At 62.1% G+C, this 19,709-nt stretch carries 18 protein-coding genes; 6 read left to right on the top strand and 12 right to left on the bottom strand.

Annotated elements, in window-relative coordinates; all coding sequences use genetic code 11:
* Positions 1-28 precede the first annotated feature (28 nt).
* A complete protein-coding gene (locus ACJ8HH_RS17085; RefSeq protein WP_033638602.1) occupies positions 29-337 on the top strand; it encodes a putative quinol monooxygenase in 309 nt (102 codons plus the stop codon).
* Positions 338-342: 5 nt separating this feature from the next.
* On the opposite strand, the gene ACJ8HH_RS17080 is transcribed toward ACJ8HH_RS17085, so the two are convergent.
* The 6 genes from ACJ8HH_RS17080 to nudF all read right to left on the bottom strand — a co-directional run bounded on the left by ACJ8HH_RS17080 (position 343) and on the right by nudF (position 5,779).
* Positions 343-1,257 carry a LysR substrate-binding domain-containing protein gene (locus ACJ8HH_RS17080; protein ID WP_033649070.1) on the bottom strand — a complete coding sequence of 305 codons (915 nt, stop codon included), beginning with the start codon at positions 1,255-1,257 and terminating at the stop codon, positions 343-345.
* 83 nt (positions 1,258-1,340) lie between these two features.
* Positions 1,341-3,236, bottom strand: a complete 1,896-nt coding sequence (gene parE / locus ACJ8HH_RS17075; RefSeq protein ID WP_025304305.1) for a DNA topoisomerase IV subunit B — start codon at positions 3,234-3,236, stop codon at positions 1,341-1,343.
* Positions 3,237-3,282: 46 nt separating this feature from the next.
* Positions 3,283-3,867 carry an esterase YqiA gene (yqiA, locus tag ACJ8HH_RS17070; protein ID WP_025304306.1) on the bottom strand — a complete coding sequence of 195 codons (585 nt, stop codon included), beginning with the start codon at positions 3,865-3,867 and terminating at the stop codon, positions 3,283-3,285.
* On the bottom strand, positions 3,867-4,694 hold the full coding sequence (gene cpdA / locus ACJ8HH_RS17065; protein ID WP_033636061.1) for a 3',5'-cyclic-AMP phosphodiesterase: 828 nt from the start codon (positions 4,692-4,694) through the stop codon (positions 3,867-3,869). Before cpdA ends, yqiA begins: the two co-directional genes overlap by 1 nt.
* Positions 4,695-4,721: 27 nt before the next feature.
* Positions 4,722-5,147, bottom strand: a complete 426-nt coding sequence (locus ACJ8HH_RS17060) for a DUF1249 family protein (RefSeq protein WP_004937244.1) — start codon at positions 5,145-5,147, stop codon at positions 4,722-4,724.
* Complete coding sequence (gene nudF, locus ACJ8HH_RS17055) at positions 5,147-5,779, bottom strand: ADP-ribose diphosphatase (protein WP_060430982.1); 633 nt, start codon at positions 5,777-5,779, stop codon at positions 5,147-5,149. The genes ACJ8HH_RS17060 and nudF overlap by 1 nt, the downstream gene beginning before the upstream one ends.
* A 347-nt stretch (positions 5,780-6,126) precedes the next feature.
* Between nudF and hasF the strand changes: the two genes are divergently transcribed.
* A complete protein-coding gene (gene hasF / locus ACJ8HH_RS17050; RefSeq protein ID WP_033649067.1) occupies positions 6,127-7,644 on the top strand; it encodes a multidrug efflux transporter outer membrane subunit HasF in 1,518 nt (505 codons plus the stop codon).
* Between the two features lie 151 nt (positions 7,645-7,795).
* Entirely contained in the window at positions 7,796-9,745 is a 1,950-nt protein-coding gene (gene dhaR, locus ACJ8HH_RS17045; protein ID WP_039569323.1) for a dihydroxyacetone kinase operon transcriptional regulator DhaR, read from the top strand.
* 4 nt (positions 9,746-9,749) lie between these two features.
* Here the strand turns inward: dhaR and dhaM are convergent, their stop codons facing one another.
* Genes dhaM through ACJ8HH_RS17025 form a run of 4 tightly spaced genes read right to left on the bottom strand, consistent with a single transcriptional unit; the run spans position 9,750 to position 14,056 of the window.
* A complete protein-coding gene (dhaM, locus tag ACJ8HH_RS17040; RefSeq protein ID WP_041036732.1) occupies positions 9,750-11,180 on the bottom strand; it encodes a dihydroxyacetone kinase phosphoryl donor subunit DhaM in 1,431 nt (476 codons plus the stop codon).
* Between the two features lie 11 nt (positions 11,181-11,191).
* Positions 11,192-11,824, bottom strand: coding sequence for a dihydroxyacetone kinase subunit DhaL (gene dhaL / locus ACJ8HH_RS17035; RefSeq protein ID WP_043148020.1), 633 nt, complete (start codon positions 11,822-11,824; stop codon positions 11,192-11,194).
* Positions 11,825-11,833: 9 nt separating this feature from the next.
* On the bottom strand, positions 11,834-12,904 hold the full coding sequence (gene dhaK, locus ACJ8HH_RS17030; protein ID WP_033649064.1) for a dihydroxyacetone kinase subunit DhaK: 1,071 nt from the start codon (positions 12,902-12,904) through the stop codon (positions 11,834-11,836).
* Positions 12,905-12,955: 51 nt separating this feature from the next.
* Positions 12,956-14,056 (bottom strand): glycerol dehydrogenase, encoded by a 1,101-nt coding sequence (locus ACJ8HH_RS17025; protein WP_033649063.1) that lies wholly within the window; start codon positions 14,054-14,056, stop codon positions 12,956-12,958.
* 353 nt (positions 14,057-14,409) lie between these two features.
* Between ACJ8HH_RS17025 and ACJ8HH_RS17020 the strand changes: the two genes are divergently transcribed.
* Complete coding sequence (locus ACJ8HH_RS17020) at positions 14,410-15,072, top strand: DUF1190 family protein (protein ID WP_015379087.1); 663 nt, start codon at positions 14,410-14,412, stop codon at positions 15,070-15,072.
* Between the two features lie 3 nt (positions 15,073-15,075).
* Positions 15,076-16,236, top strand: coding sequence for a glutathionylspermidine synthase family protein (locus ACJ8HH_RS17015; protein WP_033649062.1), 1,161 nt, complete (start codon positions 15,076-15,078; stop codon positions 16,234-16,236).
* A gap of 47 nt (positions 16,237-16,283) precedes the next feature.
* Here ACJ8HH_RS17015 and ygiD read toward each other — a convergent pair whose 3' ends face one another.
* Positions 16,284-17,066 (bottom strand): 4,5-DOPA dioxygenase extradiol, encoded by a 783-nt coding sequence (gene ygiD / locus ACJ8HH_RS17010; RefSeq protein WP_033636069.1) that lies wholly within the window; start codon positions 17,064-17,066, stop codon positions 16,284-16,286.
* A gap of 323 nt (positions 17,067-17,389) precedes the next feature.
* On the opposite strand from ygiD, the gene ACJ8HH_RS17005 reads away from it, so the two are divergent.
* Positions 17,390-18,922, top strand: coding sequence for an alkaline phosphatase (locus ACJ8HH_RS17005; protein ID WP_060426761.1), 1,533 nt, complete (start codon positions 17,390-17,392; stop codon positions 18,920-18,922).
* A 53-nt stretch (positions 18,923-18,975) separates the two neighbouring features.
* Here the strand turns inward: ACJ8HH_RS17005 and ribB are convergent, their stop codons facing one another.
* Entirely contained in the window at positions 18,976-19,629 is a 654-nt protein-coding gene (ribB, locus tag ACJ8HH_RS17000) for a 3,4-dihydroxy-2-butanone-4-phosphate synthase (RefSeq protein ID WP_033636071.1), read from the bottom strand.
* Positions 19,630-19,709 lie beyond the last annotated feature (80 nt).

Here is a 19,709-nt window from a genome sequence, read left to right as displayed (position 1 = left end):
AGCGAAGGGCTTAACCAACGAGGTAATGATGATCACCGTAATCGCAGAAATCAAAGTCAAACCCGGCCACCGCGCCACCGTGTTACAAGCCATTGAAAAACTGGTGCCACTGGTGCTGGCGGAAGAAGGCTGCGGCGAATACACGCCGATGGTAGACAGCCACACCCAGGCCCCCTGGCAGAAACTGTCGCCGGACTCGGTGTTTATGCTGGAAAAATGGCAAAGCCAGGCGCATCTGGAAAAACACCTGCAGATCGACCATATGCTCAAGCACCGCGAGACCATCAAGGACTACGTGCTGGGCACCGAGATCTACGTGCTGGAAAACGCGCTGTAATCCCTTCAGAGGCCCTCTGCGGCCTCTGGCGGCTCTCCCTCAAGGCGGGCGCTGACGTAGTCGAGAAAACAGGTGAGGCGCGCCGCCAGCTGGGCGTCGTGGTAATACACCGCGTGGATCGGCTGGCGCACGTCCAGCGTCTCCCGCACCAGCAGCGGTACCAGCCGGCCCGCTTCCCGATCGCGGCGGGTCATGAAGTCCGCCAGTTGGACAATGCCCGCCCCGCGCAACGCCAACTCACGCAGCGTCTCCCCGCTGGAGGCCGAGATCGTCGGTTCGATGGCGAAATACCGCGCCTGCCGGTAACGCAGCGGCCACTGGTTCAGCGATTCTGGGTAGGTGAATCCCAACAGGCAATGGCGGTGCAGATCTTCCACGCCGCGCGGTTCGCCATGCCGTTGCAGGTAATCCGGGCTGGCGAGGATGCGCAACCGGCTGTGCCCCAGCAGGCGCGCATGAAGCGTGGAGTCACGCAGCGCGCCGATGCGGATCGCGATATCGGCGCGTTTCTCCAACAGGTCGATATTGCGATCGTCGGTGTCCAGCTCCAGCTCAATCAGCGGATAACGACGGCGGAACTCCGCCACCATCGGCACCAGCACGTGCGCCATGAAAGGGGCGGCGGCGTTGACCCGCAGCCGACCGGCGGGCAGCTGGCGCCGCAGCGCCATCAGTTCTTCGGCCTGATCCACCGAACGCAGTATTTCGCGCGCAGGCGCCAGGAAGCTCTGCCCTTCTTCGGTCAGGCTCAGGCGACGCGTGGTGCGGCGCAAGAGCGTAGCGTCGAGTTTCGTTTCCAGGCGGCTGAGTGCGCGGCTGACGCCGGAGGTGGTTTGGCCGAGCCGATCGGCGGCGGCGGTGACCGAACCGCTGTCGACCACCGCCGTGAACGCCAGCAGCTCTTCGAGGGTGATCTTCACGCGGTTCGCCCCAGGTTGACGGGCGCCGCATGCAACGCCCTGCGGGAAAGCAGGCCCGGCGTTTCACCGGGCCAGGGTCAGGCTCAGACCGCCAATTCGGCCATGTCGCCCTTGTCTTGCAGCCAGTTGCGGCGATCTTCCGAACGCTTCTTGGCCAACAGCATGTCCATCACCGCCAGCGTCTGATCGACGTCATCCTCTGCCACCGTCAGTTGCACCAGACGGCGGGTGTTCGGATCGAGGGTGGTTTCGCGCAGCTGCAGCGGGTTCATCTCGCCCAGCCCTTTAAAGCGCTGTACGTTCGGCTTGCCCTTCTTGCGCTTCAGCTGTTCCAGCACGCCGGCTTTCTCTTCTTCATCCAGCGCGTAGAACACCTCTTTACCGAGATCGATACGGTACAGCGGCGGCATGGCGACATAGACGTGGCCGCCTTTCACCAGCGAACGGAAGTGGCGCACGAACAGCGCGCACAGCAGCGTGGCGATGTGCAGGCCGTCGGAGTCCGCATCCGCCAGGATGCAGATTTTGCCGTAGCGCAGCTGGCTGAGATCTTCGCTGTCCGGATCGATGCCGATCGCCACGGAAATGTCGTGCACTTCCTGCGAGGCCAGCACTTCGTCCGAGGAGACTTCCCAGGTATTCAGGATCTTGCCCTTGAGCGGCATGATCGCCTGATATTCGCGATCGCGTGCCTGCTTGGCCGATCCGCCCGCCGAGTCCCCTTCCACCAGGAACAGTTCGGTCATGGCCAGATCCTGCGAGGTGCAGTCCGCCAGCTTGCCCGGCAGCGCCGGCCCGCTGGTCAACTTCTTGCGCACCACTTTCTTGGCGGCGCGCAGACGGCGCTGGGCGCTGGAGATCGCCAGCTCGGCCAGCTGTTCCGCCGCCTGAACGTTCTGGTTCAGCCACAGGCTGAAGGCGTCTTTCACCACGCCGGAAACGAAGGCCGCGCACTGGCGCGAGGAGAGACGCTCTTTGGTCTGCCCGGCGAACTGCGGATCCTGCATCTTCACCGACAGCACGTAGGCGCAGCGATCCCAGATATCCTCCGCCGACAGCTTCACGCCGCGCGGCAGAATATTGCGGAATTCGCAGAACTCGCGCATCGCGTCCAGCAGCCCCTGGCGCAGGCCGTTGACGTGGGTGCCGCCCTGCATGGTCGGGATCAGGTTGACGTAGCTTTCGGTCAGCAGCTCACCGCCTTCCGGCAGCCACAGCAGCGCCCAGTCCACCGCTTCGGTGTCACCGGCGAAATTGCCGACGAACGGCGCTTCCGGCAGGGTAATCAGGCCGTTGACCGCTTCCATCAGGTAGTCGGTCAGGCCGTCCTGGTAGCACCAGCGCTGCTCGGTGTTGTTCACCTTGTCGATGAAATAGATCTCGACGCCGGGGCACAGCACCGCCTTGGCTTTCAGCAGGTGAGTCAAGCGCGATACCGAGAAGCGCGGGCTGTCGAAGAACTGCTCATCCGGCCAGAAGTGCACGCTGGTGCCGGTGTTGCGTTTGCCGCAGGTGCCGGTCACCGTCAGATCTTGCACCTTGTCGCCGTTTTCGAAGGCGATGCCGTAGACGTTGCCGTCGCGGCGCACGTTGACTTCCACCCGCTTCGACAGGGCGTTGACCACCGAGATCCCCACGCCGTGCAGGCCGCCGGAGAACTGGTAGTTTTTATTCGAGAATTTACCGCCGGCGTGCAGCCGGCACAGGATCAACTCAACCGCCGGCACGCCCTCTTCCGGGTGGATGTCCACCGGCATGCCGCGGCCGTCGTCGATCACTTCCAGCGACTGATCGGCGTGCAAAATCACGTCGATGCGCTTGGCGTGACCGGCCAACGCTTCGTCGACGCTGTTATCGATCACCTCTTGGCCGAGGTGGTTTGGGCGCGTCGTGTCGGTATACATGCCGGGACGACGGCGCACTGGTTCTAGACCGCTGAGTACTTCAATGGCATCAGCGTTATAGCTGGATTGAGTCATCGTTGATTATTTTTTCGTGGTTAAAGGGAGGTGCCGGAACGGTCCGTCAGACCGCGTTTAGCCCTAAAAAATCCACAATCTGGGGGAAGTAGTGCTCGAAACCGACGAAGGCGTGGTTTCCACCCGACTCCACCGTTTGCCGACACGCGGTGTAATACGCCACGGCCTGGCCGTAATCGAGAATTTCATCGCCCGTTTGCTGCAGCAGCCAGATTAAATCCGGCGACTCCAAGGGATCGATCTGCATCACTTTCAGATCGTAAACGTGCCGAGACTCTAACACATATTGCTGGCCGGTGTAGGGGTTCTCGTTGGCGCCGAGATAGTCGACCAGCAGCTCAAACGGCTTGACCGCCGGGTTGACCACCACCGCCGGCAGCGAAAAACACTGCGACAGCCAGGTGGCGTAATAGCCGCCCAGCGATGAACCGACCAGCCCGAGCGTTTGGCCGGCGCGCTCCAGCACCATATTCTCCAGCATTTCGGCGGCCTCCGCCGGAAAGGCCGGCAGCTGCGGCACCAGCATCTCGATATCGGGATGGTGCTCGGCCAGCCAGGCCTTGAAGGCCACCGCCTTGGCCGACTGCGGCGAACTGTTGAAACCGTGCAGGTAGAGCAGTGTCGAAGGCATCAGTATCCATCCGAGTCCATATCGGGGCGGAAATCGTCGTTTTCCAGGCGGAACACCTGGGTCTCGACGCGGCCGTCCGGCAGCAGATCGAGGTAGCGCCAGCCGGGGGAGACGTCGTCAATGGTGAAGTTCGTGCAGTGCGGCTTGAATTGCACGCAGGTGGACGGCGTCGCCAACAGGCGTCGGCCCTGCCATTCCAGATCCAGATCCTGGTGAATGTGCCCGCACACCACGGTATTCACTTTCGGATAACGCAGCAGGATCGCGCCCAGCATATGCGGGTTGCGCAGGCTGTGCTGATCGAGCCAGGTGCAGCCGGAAGGCAGCGGATGATGGTGCAGCAGCAACAGCGTATAGCGCTCGGGGTGAGCCTGCAGGCAGCGCTCCATCCACTCGAGTTGGTATTCGCTCAATTCGCCGTGCGGCACGCCGAACACCTGGCTGTCCAGCATCAGCACCTGCCAGCTGTCGCCCAGCAGCACCTGTTTGGAAGGCGCGATGCCGGCGGCGGCCAACGCATCGACCATCGCCGGTTGAAAATCATGGTTGCCCGGCAGCCACACGCAGGGAGCCGGCAATTGCGCGATGCCGGCGGCGAAGTGGCGGTAGGCCTCTTGCGAATGATCCTGCGCCAAATCTCCCGTGGCGACGATCAAATCGACGTCGCGGCGCTGCGCCTGGATGGCGTCCAGCACCGCGTGATAGCTGCGATAGGTATTGATGCCGAGCAACGTCTCGTGTTCGCCGGCAAAAAGGTGGGTATCTGTTATTTGTAGAATCCTGACCGCGGCCCCACTCGCCACGGGCAGTTTAAACAGGCTTTCCAAATGGTGTCCTTTGTTATTTCAGTCTGTCTAACAAACCGGAACCGCCATCGCTCCATGCGCCAAACAGTAGCGCAGCCAATCAGCAAGAAACTGGTTAATTTGATGCTTTTCGTCGCGTTGATGCAACTTTTTATTAGGATAATCATAACGCGCTTTAAAGCGATAGATCTGCTGACTGGAACACACTTCCGCAACCATGGCGTCATGGTACAGCCGCACCGTCATCGCGGGCAGGCTCCAGTAGCTGACCGCCGGAAAGATCTGCTCGATCTCCACCAGCGACGTGTAACGCGTGGACTCAACGATGGTCAAACGATAGCCGGCGCCGTTCACCTGATAAGTCACCGTTTCGCCCGCTTCGTCGTTGCGCGGCAGCAAGCGGCGCAATTGCGCGAAGTTGGTTTCGCACAATCTCATCATTTCGGGGAAATCAGGGGTATAGCGCTGTTTCATTAGTTGGCCCACTCTTTTCTCAACGATTCATGGTGCAACGCCAGCCATTGCAATGCAATCACTGATGCGGCGTTATCGATCGCGCCCTCCTCCACCCAGCGGTAAGCCTGCTCGCGGCTGACCACGTGGACGCGGATATCTTCATGTTCTTCCGCCAGGCCGTGAATGCCCTCGGCGGTGCCGGCGTCCACCTCGCCGACCATGATCGACAGACGTTCACTGGTGCCGCCGGGGCTGGCCAGGTAGCTCAGCACCGGCTTGCAGCGCCCGACCATCACGCCGGCCTCCTCCTGCGCTTCGCGGCGGCACACGTCCTCGACGCTTTCGCCGGTCTCGATCATACCCGCCACCATTTCCAGCAGCCAGGGCGAATGGCTGGTATCAACCGCGGCGATGCGCAGTTGTTCAATCAGCACAACCTCGTCGCGCACCGGATCGTAGGGCAGCAGCACCGCCGCATGGCCGCGTTCGAAAATTTCACGCGTGATTACAGGGCTCATTTCGCCATTGAACAACCGATGGCGAAACCGGTATAAATTGAGTGAAAAAAAACCACGGTACAGCGTCTCGCGTGCAATAATTTCTACATCTTTTTTCTCGAAAGTAACGGGCGACGGCTGCGAACGGTTCATGCGCGAATTCTCCTGCTTGAGTATGCCGATAAAATAATCGGTTTTGATGACAGAAACAGCGGGACTCTCCGCCGCGGCTTTATGTTAGGCTGTTTTCCGCCGCCGGATGCGGCACGTTTGTGCGCTCGCAGGTAATAGCGGGAAACAATCCGGATTGTCAGCCATAATATCAGCTGCAGTCGACCCGGGCAGTACGCCAAGGTAAATGGGCGGTCTGAAAGGTAAAAGTTACGTGAGATGGCACATTCAGCCACCTGATGCGTACCCCAGACTCTGCTAGAATCGGCAACTATTTCGTCTATCGTCAGCGCTAACATAGCAATATTGCTGCACAACAAGGAATGCAAATGAAGAAACTGCTCCCCCTTCTTATCGGACTGAGCCTGGGCGGCTTCAGTGCAATGAGCCAGGCAGAGAACCTGCTGCAGGTCTACAAACAGGCCAGGGAAAGTAACCCGGATCTGCGCAAAAGTGCTGCTGACCGCGACGCCGCATTCGAAAAGATCAATGAAGCGCGCAGCCCGTTGCTGCCGCAGCTCGGTTTAACCGCAGGTTACGATTACACCAACGGTTATCGTGACAGCAATGGCGTTAACAGCAACGTGACCAGCGGTTCGTTGGCGCTGACGCAAACTATTTTCGACATGTCGAAATGGCGCCAGCTGACGCTGCAGGAAAAGACCGCCGGCATCTCCGACGTCACCTTCCAGACCGCTGAACAGCAGCTGATTCTCAACACCGCCACCGCCTACTTCAACGTGCTGAAGGCGATCGACACGCTGTCCTATACCCAGGCGCAGAAAGATGCGGTATACCGCACGCTGGATCAAACCACCCAGCGCTTCAACGTGGGCCTGGTGGCGATCACCGACGTGCAGAACGCCCGCTCGAACTATGACACCGTGCTGGCGGCGGAAGTCTCCGCCCGCAACGATCTGGACAACGCGCTGGAAACGCTGCGCCAGGTGACCGGGGCCTTCTACCCGGAGCTGGCCTCGTTGAATACCGATCGCTTCAGTACCCAGCGCCCGGAAGCGGTGAACAACCTGCTGAAAGAAGCGGAAGCGCGCAACCTGAGCCTGCTGTCCGCCCGTCTGAGCCAGGACCTGGCGCGCGAGCAAATCCGCGCAGCCCAAACCGGCTATATGCCGACGATTGACGTCAGCGCATCAACCGGCATCAGCAATACCAAATACAACGGCTCCAACACCGGCGGCGCGAATGCCGCACGCTACAGCGACTCCGATGCGGGCCAAAATAAGGTCGGCATCAGCTTCAACCTGCCGCTGTACAGCGGCGGCGCGACCAACTCGCAGGTCAAGCAAGCGCAGTACGGCTTCGTCGGCGCCAGCGAGCAGTTGGAAAGCTCACACCGCAGCGTGGTACAGACCGTGCGTTCGTCGTTCAACAACGTTAACGCCTCGATCAGCAGCATCAACGCCTACAAACAGGCGGTGATCTCCGCGCAAAGCTCCCTGGACGCGATGGAAGCCGGTTATCAGGTCGGTACCCGCACCATCGTCGACGTGCTGGACGCCACCACCACGCTGTATAACGCCAAACGTCAGCTGTCCGACGCGCGCTATACCTATCTGATCAACCAGCTGAACATCAAGTCGGCGCTCGGCACGCTGAACCAGAACGATTTGCTGCTGTTGAACGGCGCGTTGGGCAAACCGGTGTCGACCGCGCCTGACGCCGTGGCGCCGCAGAATCGCGCGCAGGACGCCTATGCAGACGGCTATCAGGACAATGCGCCGATGCAGCAAACCGCGGCGCCGGTACCGGCGGCCACTCGCGCATCCGCGCCGGCCGTTACCACCAGCCAACCGGCTCGCAACAGCGGCAACCCATTCCGCAACTGATGCGCGCACATTGATAAACACGGGGTTCGGCCTGCGCCGCGCCCCGTTTTTTTTTGCCTCGATTCCACCACTTCTGCCCGCCGTCTCACAGCCGCCGCCACGTCAGGTGGTATCATCGTCACTCTCGTTTTCGCAGTCTGGATGAGGTTCGATGGACAACGATTCACGCTGGCAGCGGCTGATTAACGACGGCGAACTGCCGCCGCCGCTGCGCCCGGCACAGGCGGTTTACGCCTCCTGGCTGCGCTGCCGCAGCCTGATGCAGCCCGACGTCTGGCAAGCACCGCACCGCGCTCAGGGCGCCACCTTCGAATCGATTTGCCGCCGCAAGAACGATCTGCTGACGCTCGGCCAGGCGGCGCTGGAAGACGCCTGCGAGTACATGGAGCCACGTCGTTGTCTGTTGATGATCCTCGACGAGAGCGGCTGCATGCTGTGGCGCTGCGGCGACGCCCAAACCTGGGAACATTTACAGCAACTGGGGTTCGCCCCCGGCGCTTACTGGGCCGAAGGGCAGATCGGCACCAACGCCCCGGCGCTGGCAGCAACGGAAGGCCACCCGGTGCGGGTGAGCGGCGGGGAGCACGTGCGCCGGGCGCTGCACGGCTGGTCGTTCTGCGCTACGCCGGTCTACGACAACAGCGGCCGCCAGCGCGGTTCGATCGCGCTGGGCTGTCTGTTGGCCGACTGCGCCGCCGGCGATCTGTCGCTGACGCTGGCCATCGCCCGCGAAATCGGCAACTCGCTGAACGCCGACGGCCTGCTGGCGGAATCCAACCGCCATCTGAATCAGCTTTACGGCCTGCTGGACGGCGTGGACGACGGCGTGATGGCCTGGGATCACCGCGGCTATCTGCAATACATCAACCAGCGCGCCGCCGCCCTGCTGAAGCTGGACGAGCAGCAGAGCCAGGGCAAACCGCTGGCGCAGCTGCTGACGCTGCCCGCCCTGCTCAAGCGCGCTATCGCCGACCGGCAGCCGCTGCAACACGTCGAAGTCACCTTCGAAAGCCAGCGGCAGTTTATCGCCGCCCTGCTGACGCTCAAGCCGATTTTCGACGGCGATCGCTGCAGTTTCATCGCCCTGCTGCACCCGCTCGAGCGGCTGCGCCAGTATGTCAGCAGCCAGTTGGGGCGCGTCAGCCACAGCTTCGAGCAAATGCCCTCAGCCTCGCTGGAGATGCGGCGGCTGATCCGTTACGGGCAGCAGGCGGCCAAGGGCCAGCATCCAATCCTGCTGCGCGGGGAGGAAGGGGTTGGCAAAGAGCGGCTCAGCCAGGCTATCCACAACGCCGGCGAACGCGCCGCCGGGCCGTATATCGCCCTCAACTGCCAGCTGCTGCCGCAGGCGCAGGGGCTGCGTGAACTGCTGGGCAGCGACGCCAACGAAGAAGAGGCGGGCCAGCTGAGTAAATTCGAATTGGCCAACGGCGGCACGCTGTACCTCGAACAGATCGAATACCTGCCGGCGGAGATGCAGTCGGCGTTGCTGCAGGTGCTGAAAACCGGCGTGGTGATCCGCCTCAATTCCAGCCGGGTGATCCCGGTCGATGTCCGAGTCATCGCCGGCAGCGCCGCCGATCTGCCGCTGCTGGTGCAGCAAAACCGCTTCCGCCGCCAGCTGTTTTACAGCCTGCAGGCGTTCGAGATCCAGATCCCGCCGCTGCGCCAGCGGCTGAGCGATATTCCGCTGCTGGTCAAACACCATCTGCGCACGCTGGAGCAGCATTTTCAGCGTCGCTTTCGGGTGGATGACGAAGTGATGGCCCAGCTGGCGCTCTACCTGTGGCCGGGCAACGATTTGGAACTGAAAGGGGTGGTGGAGCGCGCGGCAATGATCTGCCACGGCCACCACATCCAATTGGCGGATCTGCCGGCGCACCTGCTCGGCCAGCCGTCGCTGCTGGAAAGCGATCCGCAGCCCGGCGCGCCGCTGCTGACGCTGACGGACATGGAGCGCCAGGCGATCCTGCGCGCGGCGACCGTCAGCCGCGGCCAGCTGACGGAAATGGCGCAGCTGTTGGGCATCGGCCGCACCACCCTGTGGCGGAAGATCAAACAGCACGGGATCGACATCCGCCAGTTCAAGCTGCGCGCCTGAACGCCTAGTGGCTGAGCTGCAGTACCCCGCGCGCGGCGTCCAGCATCGCCTTCTGCCCGCTGCGGGTTTTGCTCAGGCAATCCTGCATGCCGACCACCATCGGCATGCCCATCGCCTTCGCCAGAATGGCGCTGTGTGACAGGGCATTGCCGCCGCTCAGGCAGATGCCGAGCACCAGCCGCCTGTCGAGCATCACCACCTCCGAAGGCATCAGTTCGTCCATCACCAGTATCGACGGCTCTGCCAGCGCAATCGTCGGTAACGGCAGCCCCTGCAGATGGCACAGCGTGCGGCGCAGCATGTCGCGCACGTCCAGTTCGCGCGCCCGCATGTAGTCGTCATCCAGCTCGCGGTACTCTTCGGCGATCGCCTCCAGCACCTGTCGCCAGGCCTGCTCGGCGTTGCACAACTGCTGCGCGATGCGGGTGTACGCCGCCTGCTGCAGATCCGGATCGTCCAGCAGCATGCTGTGGGCGCCGAAGATCGCCGCCTGCGGCTTGCCGATCAGCGTGCCGGTGCGCTCTGCCAGCCGGTTCAGATCGCTTAGCGTGCGCTGCAGCGCCTCACGCAGGCGTTGCTGTTCGCCCAACACCTCGTCCGCGCCGATTCGTCGATCGACGGTTGGCGGCCAGAAGCTGTGGGCCTGGAACACCGGCCCGCTGGTGACGCTTTCCGCCACCGGAATGCCATGCAGCGAAGGCTGCTGCCGCTCGGAAACCGTCTCGCCGAAATGTTGTTCCGCCAGCGCTTTAAACGCCGCCAGCGCTTCGTCCGCCTGCGCGCCGTCGGCGATCAGGCGAATGGTGTCGCCGTGGCGCACCTGCAGCAGCGCCAACTGATTGAGGCTGCGCGGATCGACGCACTGCCCCTGCTTTTCCAGCACCAGCTCGGCCTTGAACGGCGCCAGCGTCTCGACCAACCGCGCCGCCGGGCGCGCATGCAGCCCGTGCGGGTTCTGCACCGTCCAGGTTGCGCTTTTGCCCTGCGCCAGCGGCAAGGCCGCGCTTTTTGCGGCCGGCGAGCCTTCGCCCAGCTGCGCCTGTTTGGCCTGCAGCGCGCCCTGCGCCTCCGCCACCACCTGCTCCAGCGCGGCACCAGAGTTGGCGGCCACCACCGCCGCCAGCGTGCCTTCGACCAGCGGCGCCGCACACAGCCGCACTTTGACAGCCACGTCCGGATCCAGCAGATCGAGCGCGGTTTCGGCGCTGAGCAGCGCGCTGCCCAGATCCATCAGCACCAGAACGCCGTCGCCGTCGGCGACCGCTTCGATCGCCTCCATCACTTTGACGGCGTCCGTGCCGATCGGGTGCTGCTCGTCATCCACGCCCGCCGCCAGCGCCAGTTTGCAGCCGTCGCCGCGCATCATCTGCCGCGCCAGTTGCTCAACGCCGCGCGCCAGCAACGCGCTGTGCGAAACCACCACGATATTAATCATCTCGCCTCCTGCTAGCTGCCGGCGACCTCGGCCAGCGTTTTCATCATCAACATCACCGAAGTGGCGCCGGGATCCTGGTGGCCGATGCTGCGCTCGCCCAGGTAACTGGCCCGCCCCTTGCGCGCCTGCATGGTAATGGTGCTCTCCACCGCCCACTCGGCGCTGTCGGCGGCGCGCTGCAGCGCCTCCGCCACGCTCAGGTTCTGCTGCGCGGACTGCCCGAGGCTTTCCACCACCGGCCACCAGACGTCGCACATGGTCTTGTCGCCCGGCTCCGCCTTACCGCGCATCACCACGCCTTCAAGCCCCTCTTGCATCATTTGATGCAGCTCCGCCAGATCCAGGCTTTGCTTGGCGTTCGCCGCCTGCGCCGCGCGGATGAAGAAGGTGCCGAACAGCGGGCCGCTGGCGCCGCCCACGCTCGACAGCAGCGTCATGCCGGTGTTTTTCAGAATGAAACCGATATCTTTGTCCGCCACCGACGGCAGCTTTTCCACCACCTTGTTGAAACCGCGATTCATGTTCAAACCGTGGTCGGCATCGCCGATCTCGGTGTCCAGCCGGGTCAGAAAATCGCGCTCCCGGCTGAACACCTCGCCGCAACGCATCAGCCAATCGACAACCTGTTGTTTGGTCAACGCCATGATTCCTCCTCAGCAACCCCAACGCAGCGCAGGCGTTTTCACCGGCGCATCCCACAAGGACAACAGCTCGTCGTCCACGTTCAACAGCGTGATGGACACGCCCTGCATATCGAGCGAAGTGCAGTAAGAGCCCACCAGATTGCGCTCAATGATGATGCCCGCCTCGGCGCAGCGCTCCGCCAGCCGATGGTATACGCCGTACAGCTCCGACAGTGGCGTGGCGCCCAGGTTGTTGACCAGCGCGATCGCTCGATCGCCGCGCGTCAACGGCTGCTTGGTCTGCATCTCGTCGCGCCACTCGCCCTGCTGACGATCCCAGACGCGGATCGTGCGCTGATAGTGGCCGTGGTCGATCAGCGTATGGAACATGTCGTCCACCGCCGCGTTGAGCGTGGTGAACGGACGGCGCGCAATGCCCGGCTCGCCGTGAATGCCGACGCCGAACTCCATTTCGTTCTCCGCCAGGGTAAACGACGGCTTGCCGGCGGCCGGCACGGTGCAAGCCCCCAGCGCGATGCCGATTGAGTGCCCGTGGTTGTTGATGCGATGCCCTAACGTCACCACGCTGTCCAGATCGTCGCCGCGCGCCGCGGCGGCGCCCAGCAGTTTCTCCATCAGCACGGTGTTAGCCACCCCGCGCCGCCCGGCGGTAAACAGGCTGTCTTTGACCGCCACGTCGTCATCCACCAGCACCGTCGCCACCGCGACGCCGCTGTCGTGCAGCAGCTCGGTGGCGGTTTCGAAGTTGAGCACGTCGCCGGTGTAGTTCTTGATCAGCAGCAGCACCCCGGCGCCGCCGTCGATCGCCTGGCCGCACTCGTACATTTTATCCGGCGTCGGCGAGGTGAAAATCTCGCCCGGACAGGCGCCGTCGAGCATCCCTTCGCCGACGAAACCGCAGTGCATCGGCTCGTGGCCGCTGCCGCCGCCGGACAGGATCGCCACCTTGCCCGCCACCGGCGCGTCGGCGCGGGTCACGAACAGCGGATCCGCGTGCACCAGCAGCTCGGGATGGGCCTCCGCCAGCCCCTGCAACTGCTCTTCCAACACCGACTCGACCTGATTAATCAGTTTTTTCACGATGGTTTCCTCTGTAAGAACAGGGGCGCGGCGCACCGCGCCCCAACGATATCAATGACGCTGCAGCCAGGCGGCGCCCAGCCGATCCGCCGTCAGGATCGCCGCCTGCACGCCCGCGGGTGTAACCTTGAACGGCATGTTGTGAATGGTTTCGCCGGCTGCGCAGCTGGCTTCGGCCACCGCCATCATCTTCGCCGCCGCATCGCCGGTGACGCCCATCTGCGCCAGCGTGATCGGCAGGCCGATGCCATGACAAAACGCCAGCACGGTTTCAATCTGCGCCATCGGGCTGTTCTGCAGTACCAGCTGCGCCAGGGTGCCGAACGCCACTTTCTCGCCGTGATACAGGTGGTGGCACTCTTCGAGCACGGTAAAACCGTTGTGAATGGCGTGCGCCGCCGCCAGCCCACTGCTCTCGAAGCCGATGCCGCTCAGATAGGTATTGGCCTCAATGATGCGTTCCACCGCTTCCGTCACCACGCCGGCCTCGACCGCCAGTTTGGCTTTCACCCCTTCCGCCAGCAGCGTGTCGTAGCACAGCCGCGCCAGGCTGAGCGCCGCCAGCGTCGATTTACCGCCGGCCATGCTGGTGGCCTGGGCGTCGAAGCAGGCCTGCGCCTCGAAATAGGTGGAGAGCGCGTCGCCCATGCCGGCCACCAGCAGACGCACCGGCGCTTTGGCAATGATGGCGCTGTCCATCACCACCATGTCCGGGTTGCGCGGGTAAATCAGGTACTCGGCGAATTCGCCCTGTTCGGTGTAGAGAACCGACAGCGCGCTGGTCGGCGCATCGGTGGAGGCGATGGTGGGAATGAGCACCACCGGCAGCTGTTGGTAGTGCGCCACGGCCTTGGCGGTGTCGAGCGTCTTGCCGCCGCCGACGCCGATCACCCCGCGGCAGCCGTGAGCCTGCAGCTCATGGCCGAGCCGGTCTATCTCCTTGCGGCAGCATTCGCCGTTGAAGCGGGCCGCATGATGTTTCACGCCGTGCTGCTGCAGGCTGCCCATCAGGGTGTCGCCCGCCAGCTGCATCACGAAGTCGTCGGCGATCACCAGATAGTGATCGGCGAGGGATTTGGCGTATTCGCCGACGGCGGCCAGCGCATTGGCGCCCTGAATATATTTGCCTGGTGACTGGATGATTCTCAACATAACCGGATCCTTGTAGGGAGTTGGCGATGGTAACGTTCAGATATCAGGTGATGACGCGCCGACTTCGCCGCCGGCTTGTTGTTGTGCTTCGACTATGAGCGCCCGCCGCCCGCCTGGCGAGCCTCGCGATTTTTGTTCCATTATGGAACATCATCATAGCGACAACGTTTCATGATGAAACGCCAACGCGCGTTTTTTCGCCGCGAAAGCGAACTGGCGCACACCCCAACGTATAACTGCGTAAAGAGTCGATTCTGCGGGCGTTTCAGCTTTAATTTTGACCATGTTTCCCCTATCCTTAGCGCCACTACTGGGAAAGGGCGAAAACAGCCCGCATGATGGGATTGATAACGATGAAACGGACAAAAAACATCAACCAAGAGACGTTCCGCAAATCCTGGCGCAGCTACCGTGTCGCGCCCGTGGCTTTGGCGATCAGCGCCGTCTTTATGCTGGCCGGCTGTGAGAAGAGCGATGAAACGGTCTCCCTGTATCAGAATGCCGATGACTGTTCGCGCGCCAATCCTTCGATGAGCGAGCAGTGCACCACCTCCTACAACAATGCCCTGAAGGAAGCGGCGAAAACCGCGCCGAAATACGCCACCCGCGAAGACTGCGTCGCCGAGTTCGGCGAAGCGCAGTGCACCCAGGCGCCGGCACAGGCCGGCATGGCGGCGGAATCGCAAAGCAGCGGCAGCTTCTGGATGCCGCTGATGGCGGGCTACATGATGGGCCGCCTGATGGGCGGTTCCGGCTTCGCGCAGCAGCCGCTGTTCACCTCCAAGAACGCCGCCAGCCCGGCGAACGGCAAGTTTGTCGACGCCAGCGGCAAGAGCTACGGCCCGGCCACCGCCGGCGGCCGCACCATGACGGTGCCGAAAACCGCCATGGCGCCGAAGCCTGCAGTCACCAACACCGTGACCCGCGGCGGCTTCGGCGAGACCGTAGCCAAGCAGACCAGCATGCAGCGCAGCAGCGCCACCTCCAACTCCGGCTCTCGCAGCATGGGCGGTTGATGCATGAAACGTATTGCTATTACCGAGCGCCCGGACTGGCGTGAAAAAGCAACCGAGTTCGGTTTCCGTTTCCACACCATGTACGGCGAGCCGTACTGGTGTGAAGACGCCTATTACCAGTTCACGCTGGCGCAGATTGAAGAGATCGAAAGCGCCACCGCCGAGCTGCACCAGATGTGTCTGCAGGTGGTGGAAAAAGTGGTCGGCAGCGACGAGCTGATGGCCAAGTTCTGCATCCCGAAACACACTTGGGAGTTCGTGCGCAGTTCGTGGCGCACCAATCAGCCGTCGCTGTATTCGCGTCTCGATCTGGCCTACGACGGTGTCAACCCGCCGAAGCTGCTGGAGAACAACGCCGATACGCCAACCTCGCTGTATGAGGCGGCCTTCTTCCAGTGGCTGTGGCTGGAAGACCAGATCAACGCCGGCAAGTTGGATCCGGAATCGGATCAGTACAACAGCCTGCAGGAGAAGCTGATCGAGCGTTTCGCCGAGCTGAAAGCGCATCACGGCTTCGGCCTGTTGCACCTGGCGTGCTGCCAGGACAGCGAAGAAGATCGCGGCACGGTGCAATATCTGCAGGACTGCGCGCAGGAAGCCGGTCTGCCGACCGAGTTCCTGTTCATGGAAGAGATTGGCCTCGGCGAGAAAGGCCAGTTTACCGATCTGCAGGATCAGGTGATCGGCAACCTGTTCAAGCTCTACCCGTGGGAATTCATGCTGCGCGAGATGTTCTCCACCAAGCTGGAAGACGCCGGCGTGCGCTGGCTGGAGCCGGCCTGGAAGAGCATCATCTCCAACAAAGCGCTGCTGCCGCTGCTGTGGGAAATGTTCCCGAACCACCCGAATCTGTTGCCGGCTTATTTCGCGCAAGACGATCATCCGCCGATGGATCATTACGTCACCAAGCCGCTGTTCTCACGCGAAGGCGCGAACATTCAGATCGTCGAAAACGGTCAGGAAGTGGCGCGCGTCGATGGGCCATACGGCGAAGAGGGCATGATCGTGCAGCAGTTCCATCCGCTGCCGAAGTTCGAAGACAGCTACACGCTGATCGGCAGTTGGCTGGTGAACGATCAACCTTGCGGCATTGGCCTGCGCGAAGATCGCGAACTGATCACGCAGGATCTGTCGCGCTTCTATCCGCACACCATCCTCGGCTGATAGCCCCGCCGAGACCAAAACGCCAGTCTCTGACTGGCGTTTTTTCTTTAGCCCACCTGCACCGACAGCATGCTCAGCGCTCCCATTTCGATACCGTCGATCGGCACGCTGATGGCCTCTTTGCCATCCCAGCCGCCAAGCACGTACAGCAACGGCAGATAGTGTTCCGGCGTCGGATTCGACAGCGCTGCCCCCTCATGGCGCATGAAATCCACCAGCGGATGGTTATCGCCCCGATAACGCAGGTTATCCCGGACAAAGTTATTGAACGATTCCGCCCACGGGTAGGCGCTGGTATCGCCCTGCCATTTCACCATGCGCAGGTTGTGCACCACGTTGCCGCTGGCGACGATCATCACCCCCTCATCGCGCAGCGCCGCCAGTTTGCGCCCCAGCTCATAGTGATAGGCCGCCGGCTGCGTGCCGTCGACGCTGAGCTGCACCACCGGGATGTCAGCATTGGGATACATCTTGATCAAGACGCCCCAGGTTCCGTGATCCAACCCCCACTCGCCGAGATCGGCCGTCACCGGCACCGGCGCCAGCATTTGTTGCAGCTGCGCAGCCAACGCGGGAGAGCCCGGCGCCGGATAACGGGTATCAAACAGCGCCTGCGGGAACCCGCCGAAGTCGTGAATGGTTTTGGGTTTTTCCATCGCGGTGACCGCGGTGCCGCGGGTATACCAATGCGCGGAAACCGCCACGATCGCCTTCGGGCGCGGCAATGACTCACCCAACGCACGCCATGCCCGGGTGTAGCGGTTGTCTTCCAGCACGTTCATCGGGCTACCGTGGCCAAGAAACAGTGCCGGCATACGAGAGGTGTTCATAGGGAGATCCTTAGTTCAAATTGTGCTATGCCGCTACATTACGCGCTTTGCCGCGCCAACACAGCCGGATAACCGTGATGAAGATATTCAATAAATTTGAATTAAAAGCGGAGGAATGCGCCGGCAGACAGAAAGATAAAAAATTAATATATTTCAATAGATTAATAAGATCAGTGAATGCCATGACATTACTGCCACACAGATCTAATTTGTGAATAATTTATGTATTTTTTGTTAACACGATCTATACACTCCTCCTCTGCCGACGGGTAGCAGGCAACCCCGCCGCGCGATGGGAATTACGTCTCACCAAGGAGGAATTCATGTTCAGACTCACACTGGCAACCCGCCTGGCGCTTTCCATATCCTTGCTCACCGGCTGGACGGCCACCGCCGGCGCGGCGGACAACGCGCAGCTGACGCAGCGCGAAGATCCTTACTTCCTTCAGGCGCAAGCTCAGCTGCAACAGCGGTTGAAACAGACGCCAAACACCAACCGCGCCAAAAACGTCATTCTGGTGGTCGGCGACGGCATGGGGTTTTCCACCGTGACCGCCGCCCGCATTTTTGAAGGGCAGCAGCGCGGCGTGGACGGCGAATCCAACGTGCTGGCCTGGGAGGCCTTCCCCTATCTGGCGGCGGCCAAAACCTACTCCGCCGATGCCCAAATCACCGACTCCGCGCCCAGCGCGGTGGCGATGACCACCGGCGTCAAAACCATCAACGATCTGATGGGCCTCAACCATACGGCCACCCTCAACAATTGCGAGGATCAGCAAACCAAGACTGTCACCACGCTGTGGGAGATGGCCGCAACGCTCGGCATGGCCACCGGCGCCGTGACGACCGCCACCATTACCCACGCCACGCCGGGCGCGACCTATGCCCATATCGCCAACCGCGATTGGGAATCCGACGCCAAAATGCCGGCAGCGGCTCTGGCCGCAGGCTGCCGCGATATCGCGCGCCAGCTGGTGGAAATGAAGTATGGCAACGGCCTTAACGTGGCGATGGGCGGCGGGCGCACCAACTTCCTGCCCGACAGCGTGAGCGATCCGGAATACCCCGGCAAGAAAGGCGCCAGAAAGGATGGCCGCGATCTGACGCAGGCCTGGCTGCAACGCTATGGCGAGCGCGGGCAATACGTCTGGAATCAGGCGCAGTTCGACAAAATCGAACCGGGTAAGGTCGATCATCTGCTGGCCCTGTTCGAGCCGTCGCACATGAACTTCGAGCACGATCGGCGGCAAGACGCGGCGGGAGAGCCTTCGCTGGCAGAAATGACCGGCAAGGCCATCGATATTCTGGCCAGGAATCCCGAAGGCTACCTGCTGTTGGTGGAGGGCGGACGCATCGATCACGGTAGCCACAACGGTAACGCCTACCGTACGCTGAGCGACGCGGTCGCCCTGAACGAGGCGGTGAAAACCATCGTCAACAAGGTCAACCTGGACGAAACCCTGGTGATCGTGACCGGCGATCACAGCCACACGTTGACCATCGCCGGCTATGCCAAGCGGGGTAATCCTATCCTCGGCATTTCCGTCGGCGTCGACGGCAAACCGCGGCTGGGCAGCGACGGCAAGCCTTACACCACCGTCGGCTTCGCCAATGGCCCCGGCGGCACGATCCCGCTGACCGAACGCCCGACATTGACCATGGAACAGGCCACCGCGCCCGACTTTATTCAGCCGGCGCTGGTGCCGCTGAAAAGCGAGACCCACGGCGGGGAAGATCTCGGCATCTACGCCATCGGCCCCTGGGCCCATCTGTTCCAGGGTACGGTGGAAGAGAACTACACCTTCCACGTGATGAATTACGCCAGCCGCATCGGCGAACGCCTGTCAGAACGATAGCCACAAAAAAGCCGCGTTACGCGGCTTTTTTTATCGTTGAAAGCGACCGGCTATCAGCTGGCCTTTTTCTCGTGCGCCTGGCGGTAGGCCACCAGATCCTCGATGGTCAGCACCACCATGTCGTGCTGTTTGGCGAAGGCGATCACTTCCGGCGCGTGCGCCATGCTGCCATCGTCGTTGGTCAGTTCACACAGCACGCCGGCAGGTTTGAAACCGGCCATGGAAACCAGATCGATGGTCGCTTCGGTGTGGCCGCGACGGCTCAGCACGCCGCCCGGCTGCGCGCGCAGCGGGAACACGTGGCCCGGACGGTTCAGGTCGCTCGGCTTGGCGCTGTCTGCCACCGCCGCACGGATGGTGGTCAGGCGATCGGAAGCGGAAACCCCGGTGGTCACGCCCTGCGCCGCTTCGATGGTCACGGTGAAGGCGGTCTGGAACTGGCTGGAGTTGTTGGTCACCATCATCGGCAGCTCAAGCTGCTGACGGCGTTCTTCGGTGATGCACAGGCACACGATACCGCTGCCGTGGCGAATGGTCAGCGCCATCTGCTCAACGGTCATGGTTTCCGCGGCGAAGATCATGTCACCTTCGTTTTCACGGTTTTCATCATCGAGCACCATTACGCCGCGCCCGTTGCGCAGTGCGTCAATCGCGCGTTCAACGCGTTCTGTCGGCGTGCCGAAGTCTGAAAGTAGCGTCTGATTCATGGTAAAAAACCTCATTAAAAATTATGGATTACCAGAACCAGGGCGATCTTGAGGAGTAGCTAGCAATAGCTAAAAAAATA

It is taken from the genome of Serratia sp. CY32780 (assembly GCF_052169135.1).
Classification (GTDB): Bacteria; Pseudomonadota; Gammaproteobacteria; order Enterobacterales; family Enterobacteriaceae; genus Serratia; species Serratia sarumanii.
The sequence above is the reverse complement of the archived record's forward strand: the minus strand, read 5'-3'. Positions and strand labels throughout refer to the sequence as shown.

Bases quoted from the DNA above. Each gene is read 5' to 3' on its own strand.
- ACJ8HH_RS17025 (WP_033649063.1), bottom strand. From the start codon at position 14,056: ATGTTGAGAATCATCCAGTCACCAGGCAAATATATTCAGGGCGCCAAT.
- ribB (WP_033636071.1), bottom strand. From the start codon at position 19,629: ATGAATCAGACGCTACTTTCAGACTTCGGCACGCCGACAGAACGCGTT.
- nudF (WP_060430982.1), bottom strand. From the start codon at position 5,779: ATGAACCGTTCGCAGCCGTCGCCCGTTACTTTCGAGAAAAAAGATGTA.
- ACJ8HH_RS17085 (WP_033638602.1), top strand. From the start codon at position 29: ATGATCACCGTAATCGCAGAAATCAAAGTCAAACCCGGCCACCGCGCC.
- ACJ8HH_RS17060 (WP_004937244.1), bottom strand. From the start codon at position 5,147: ATGAAACAGCGCTATACCCCTGATTTCCCCGAAATGATGAGATTGTGC.
- ACJ8HH_RS17020 (WP_015379087.1), top strand. From the start codon at position 14,410: ATGAAACGGACAAAAAACATCAACCAAGAGACGTTCCGCAAATCCTGG.
- ygiD (WP_033636069.1), bottom strand. From the start codon at position 17,066: ATGAACACCTCTCGTATGCCGGCACTGTTTCTTGGCCACGGTAGCCCG.
- dhaM (WP_041036732.1), bottom strand. From the start codon at position 11,180: ATGATTAATATCGTGGTGGTTTCGCACAGCGCGTTGCTGGCGCGCGGC.
- ACJ8HH_RS17015 (WP_033649062.1), top strand. From the start codon at position 15,076: ATGAAACGTATTGCTATTACCGAGCGCCCGGACTGGCGTGAAAAAGCA.
- dhaL (WP_043148020.1), bottom strand. From the start codon at position 11,824: ATGGCGTTGACCAAACAACAGGTTGTCGATTGGCTGATGCGTTGCGGC.
- hasF (WP_033649067.1), top strand. From the start codon at position 6,127: ATGAAGAAACTGCTCCCCCTTCTTATCGGACTGAGCCTGGGCGGCTTC.
- ACJ8HH_RS17005 (WP_060426761.1), top strand. From the start codon at position 17,390: ATGTTCAGACTCACACTGGCAACCCGCCTGGCGCTTTCCATATCCTTG.
- parE (WP_025304305.1), bottom strand. From the start codon at position 3,236: ATGACTCAATCCAGCTATAACGCTGATGCCATTGAAGTACTCAGCGGT.
- dhaR (WP_039569323.1), top strand. From the start codon at position 7,796: ATGGACAACGATTCACGCTGGCAGCGGCTGATTAACGACGGCGAACTG.
- yqiA (WP_025304306.1), bottom strand. From the start codon at position 3,867: ATGCCTTCGACACTGCTCTACCTGCACGGTTTCAACAGTTCGCCGCAG.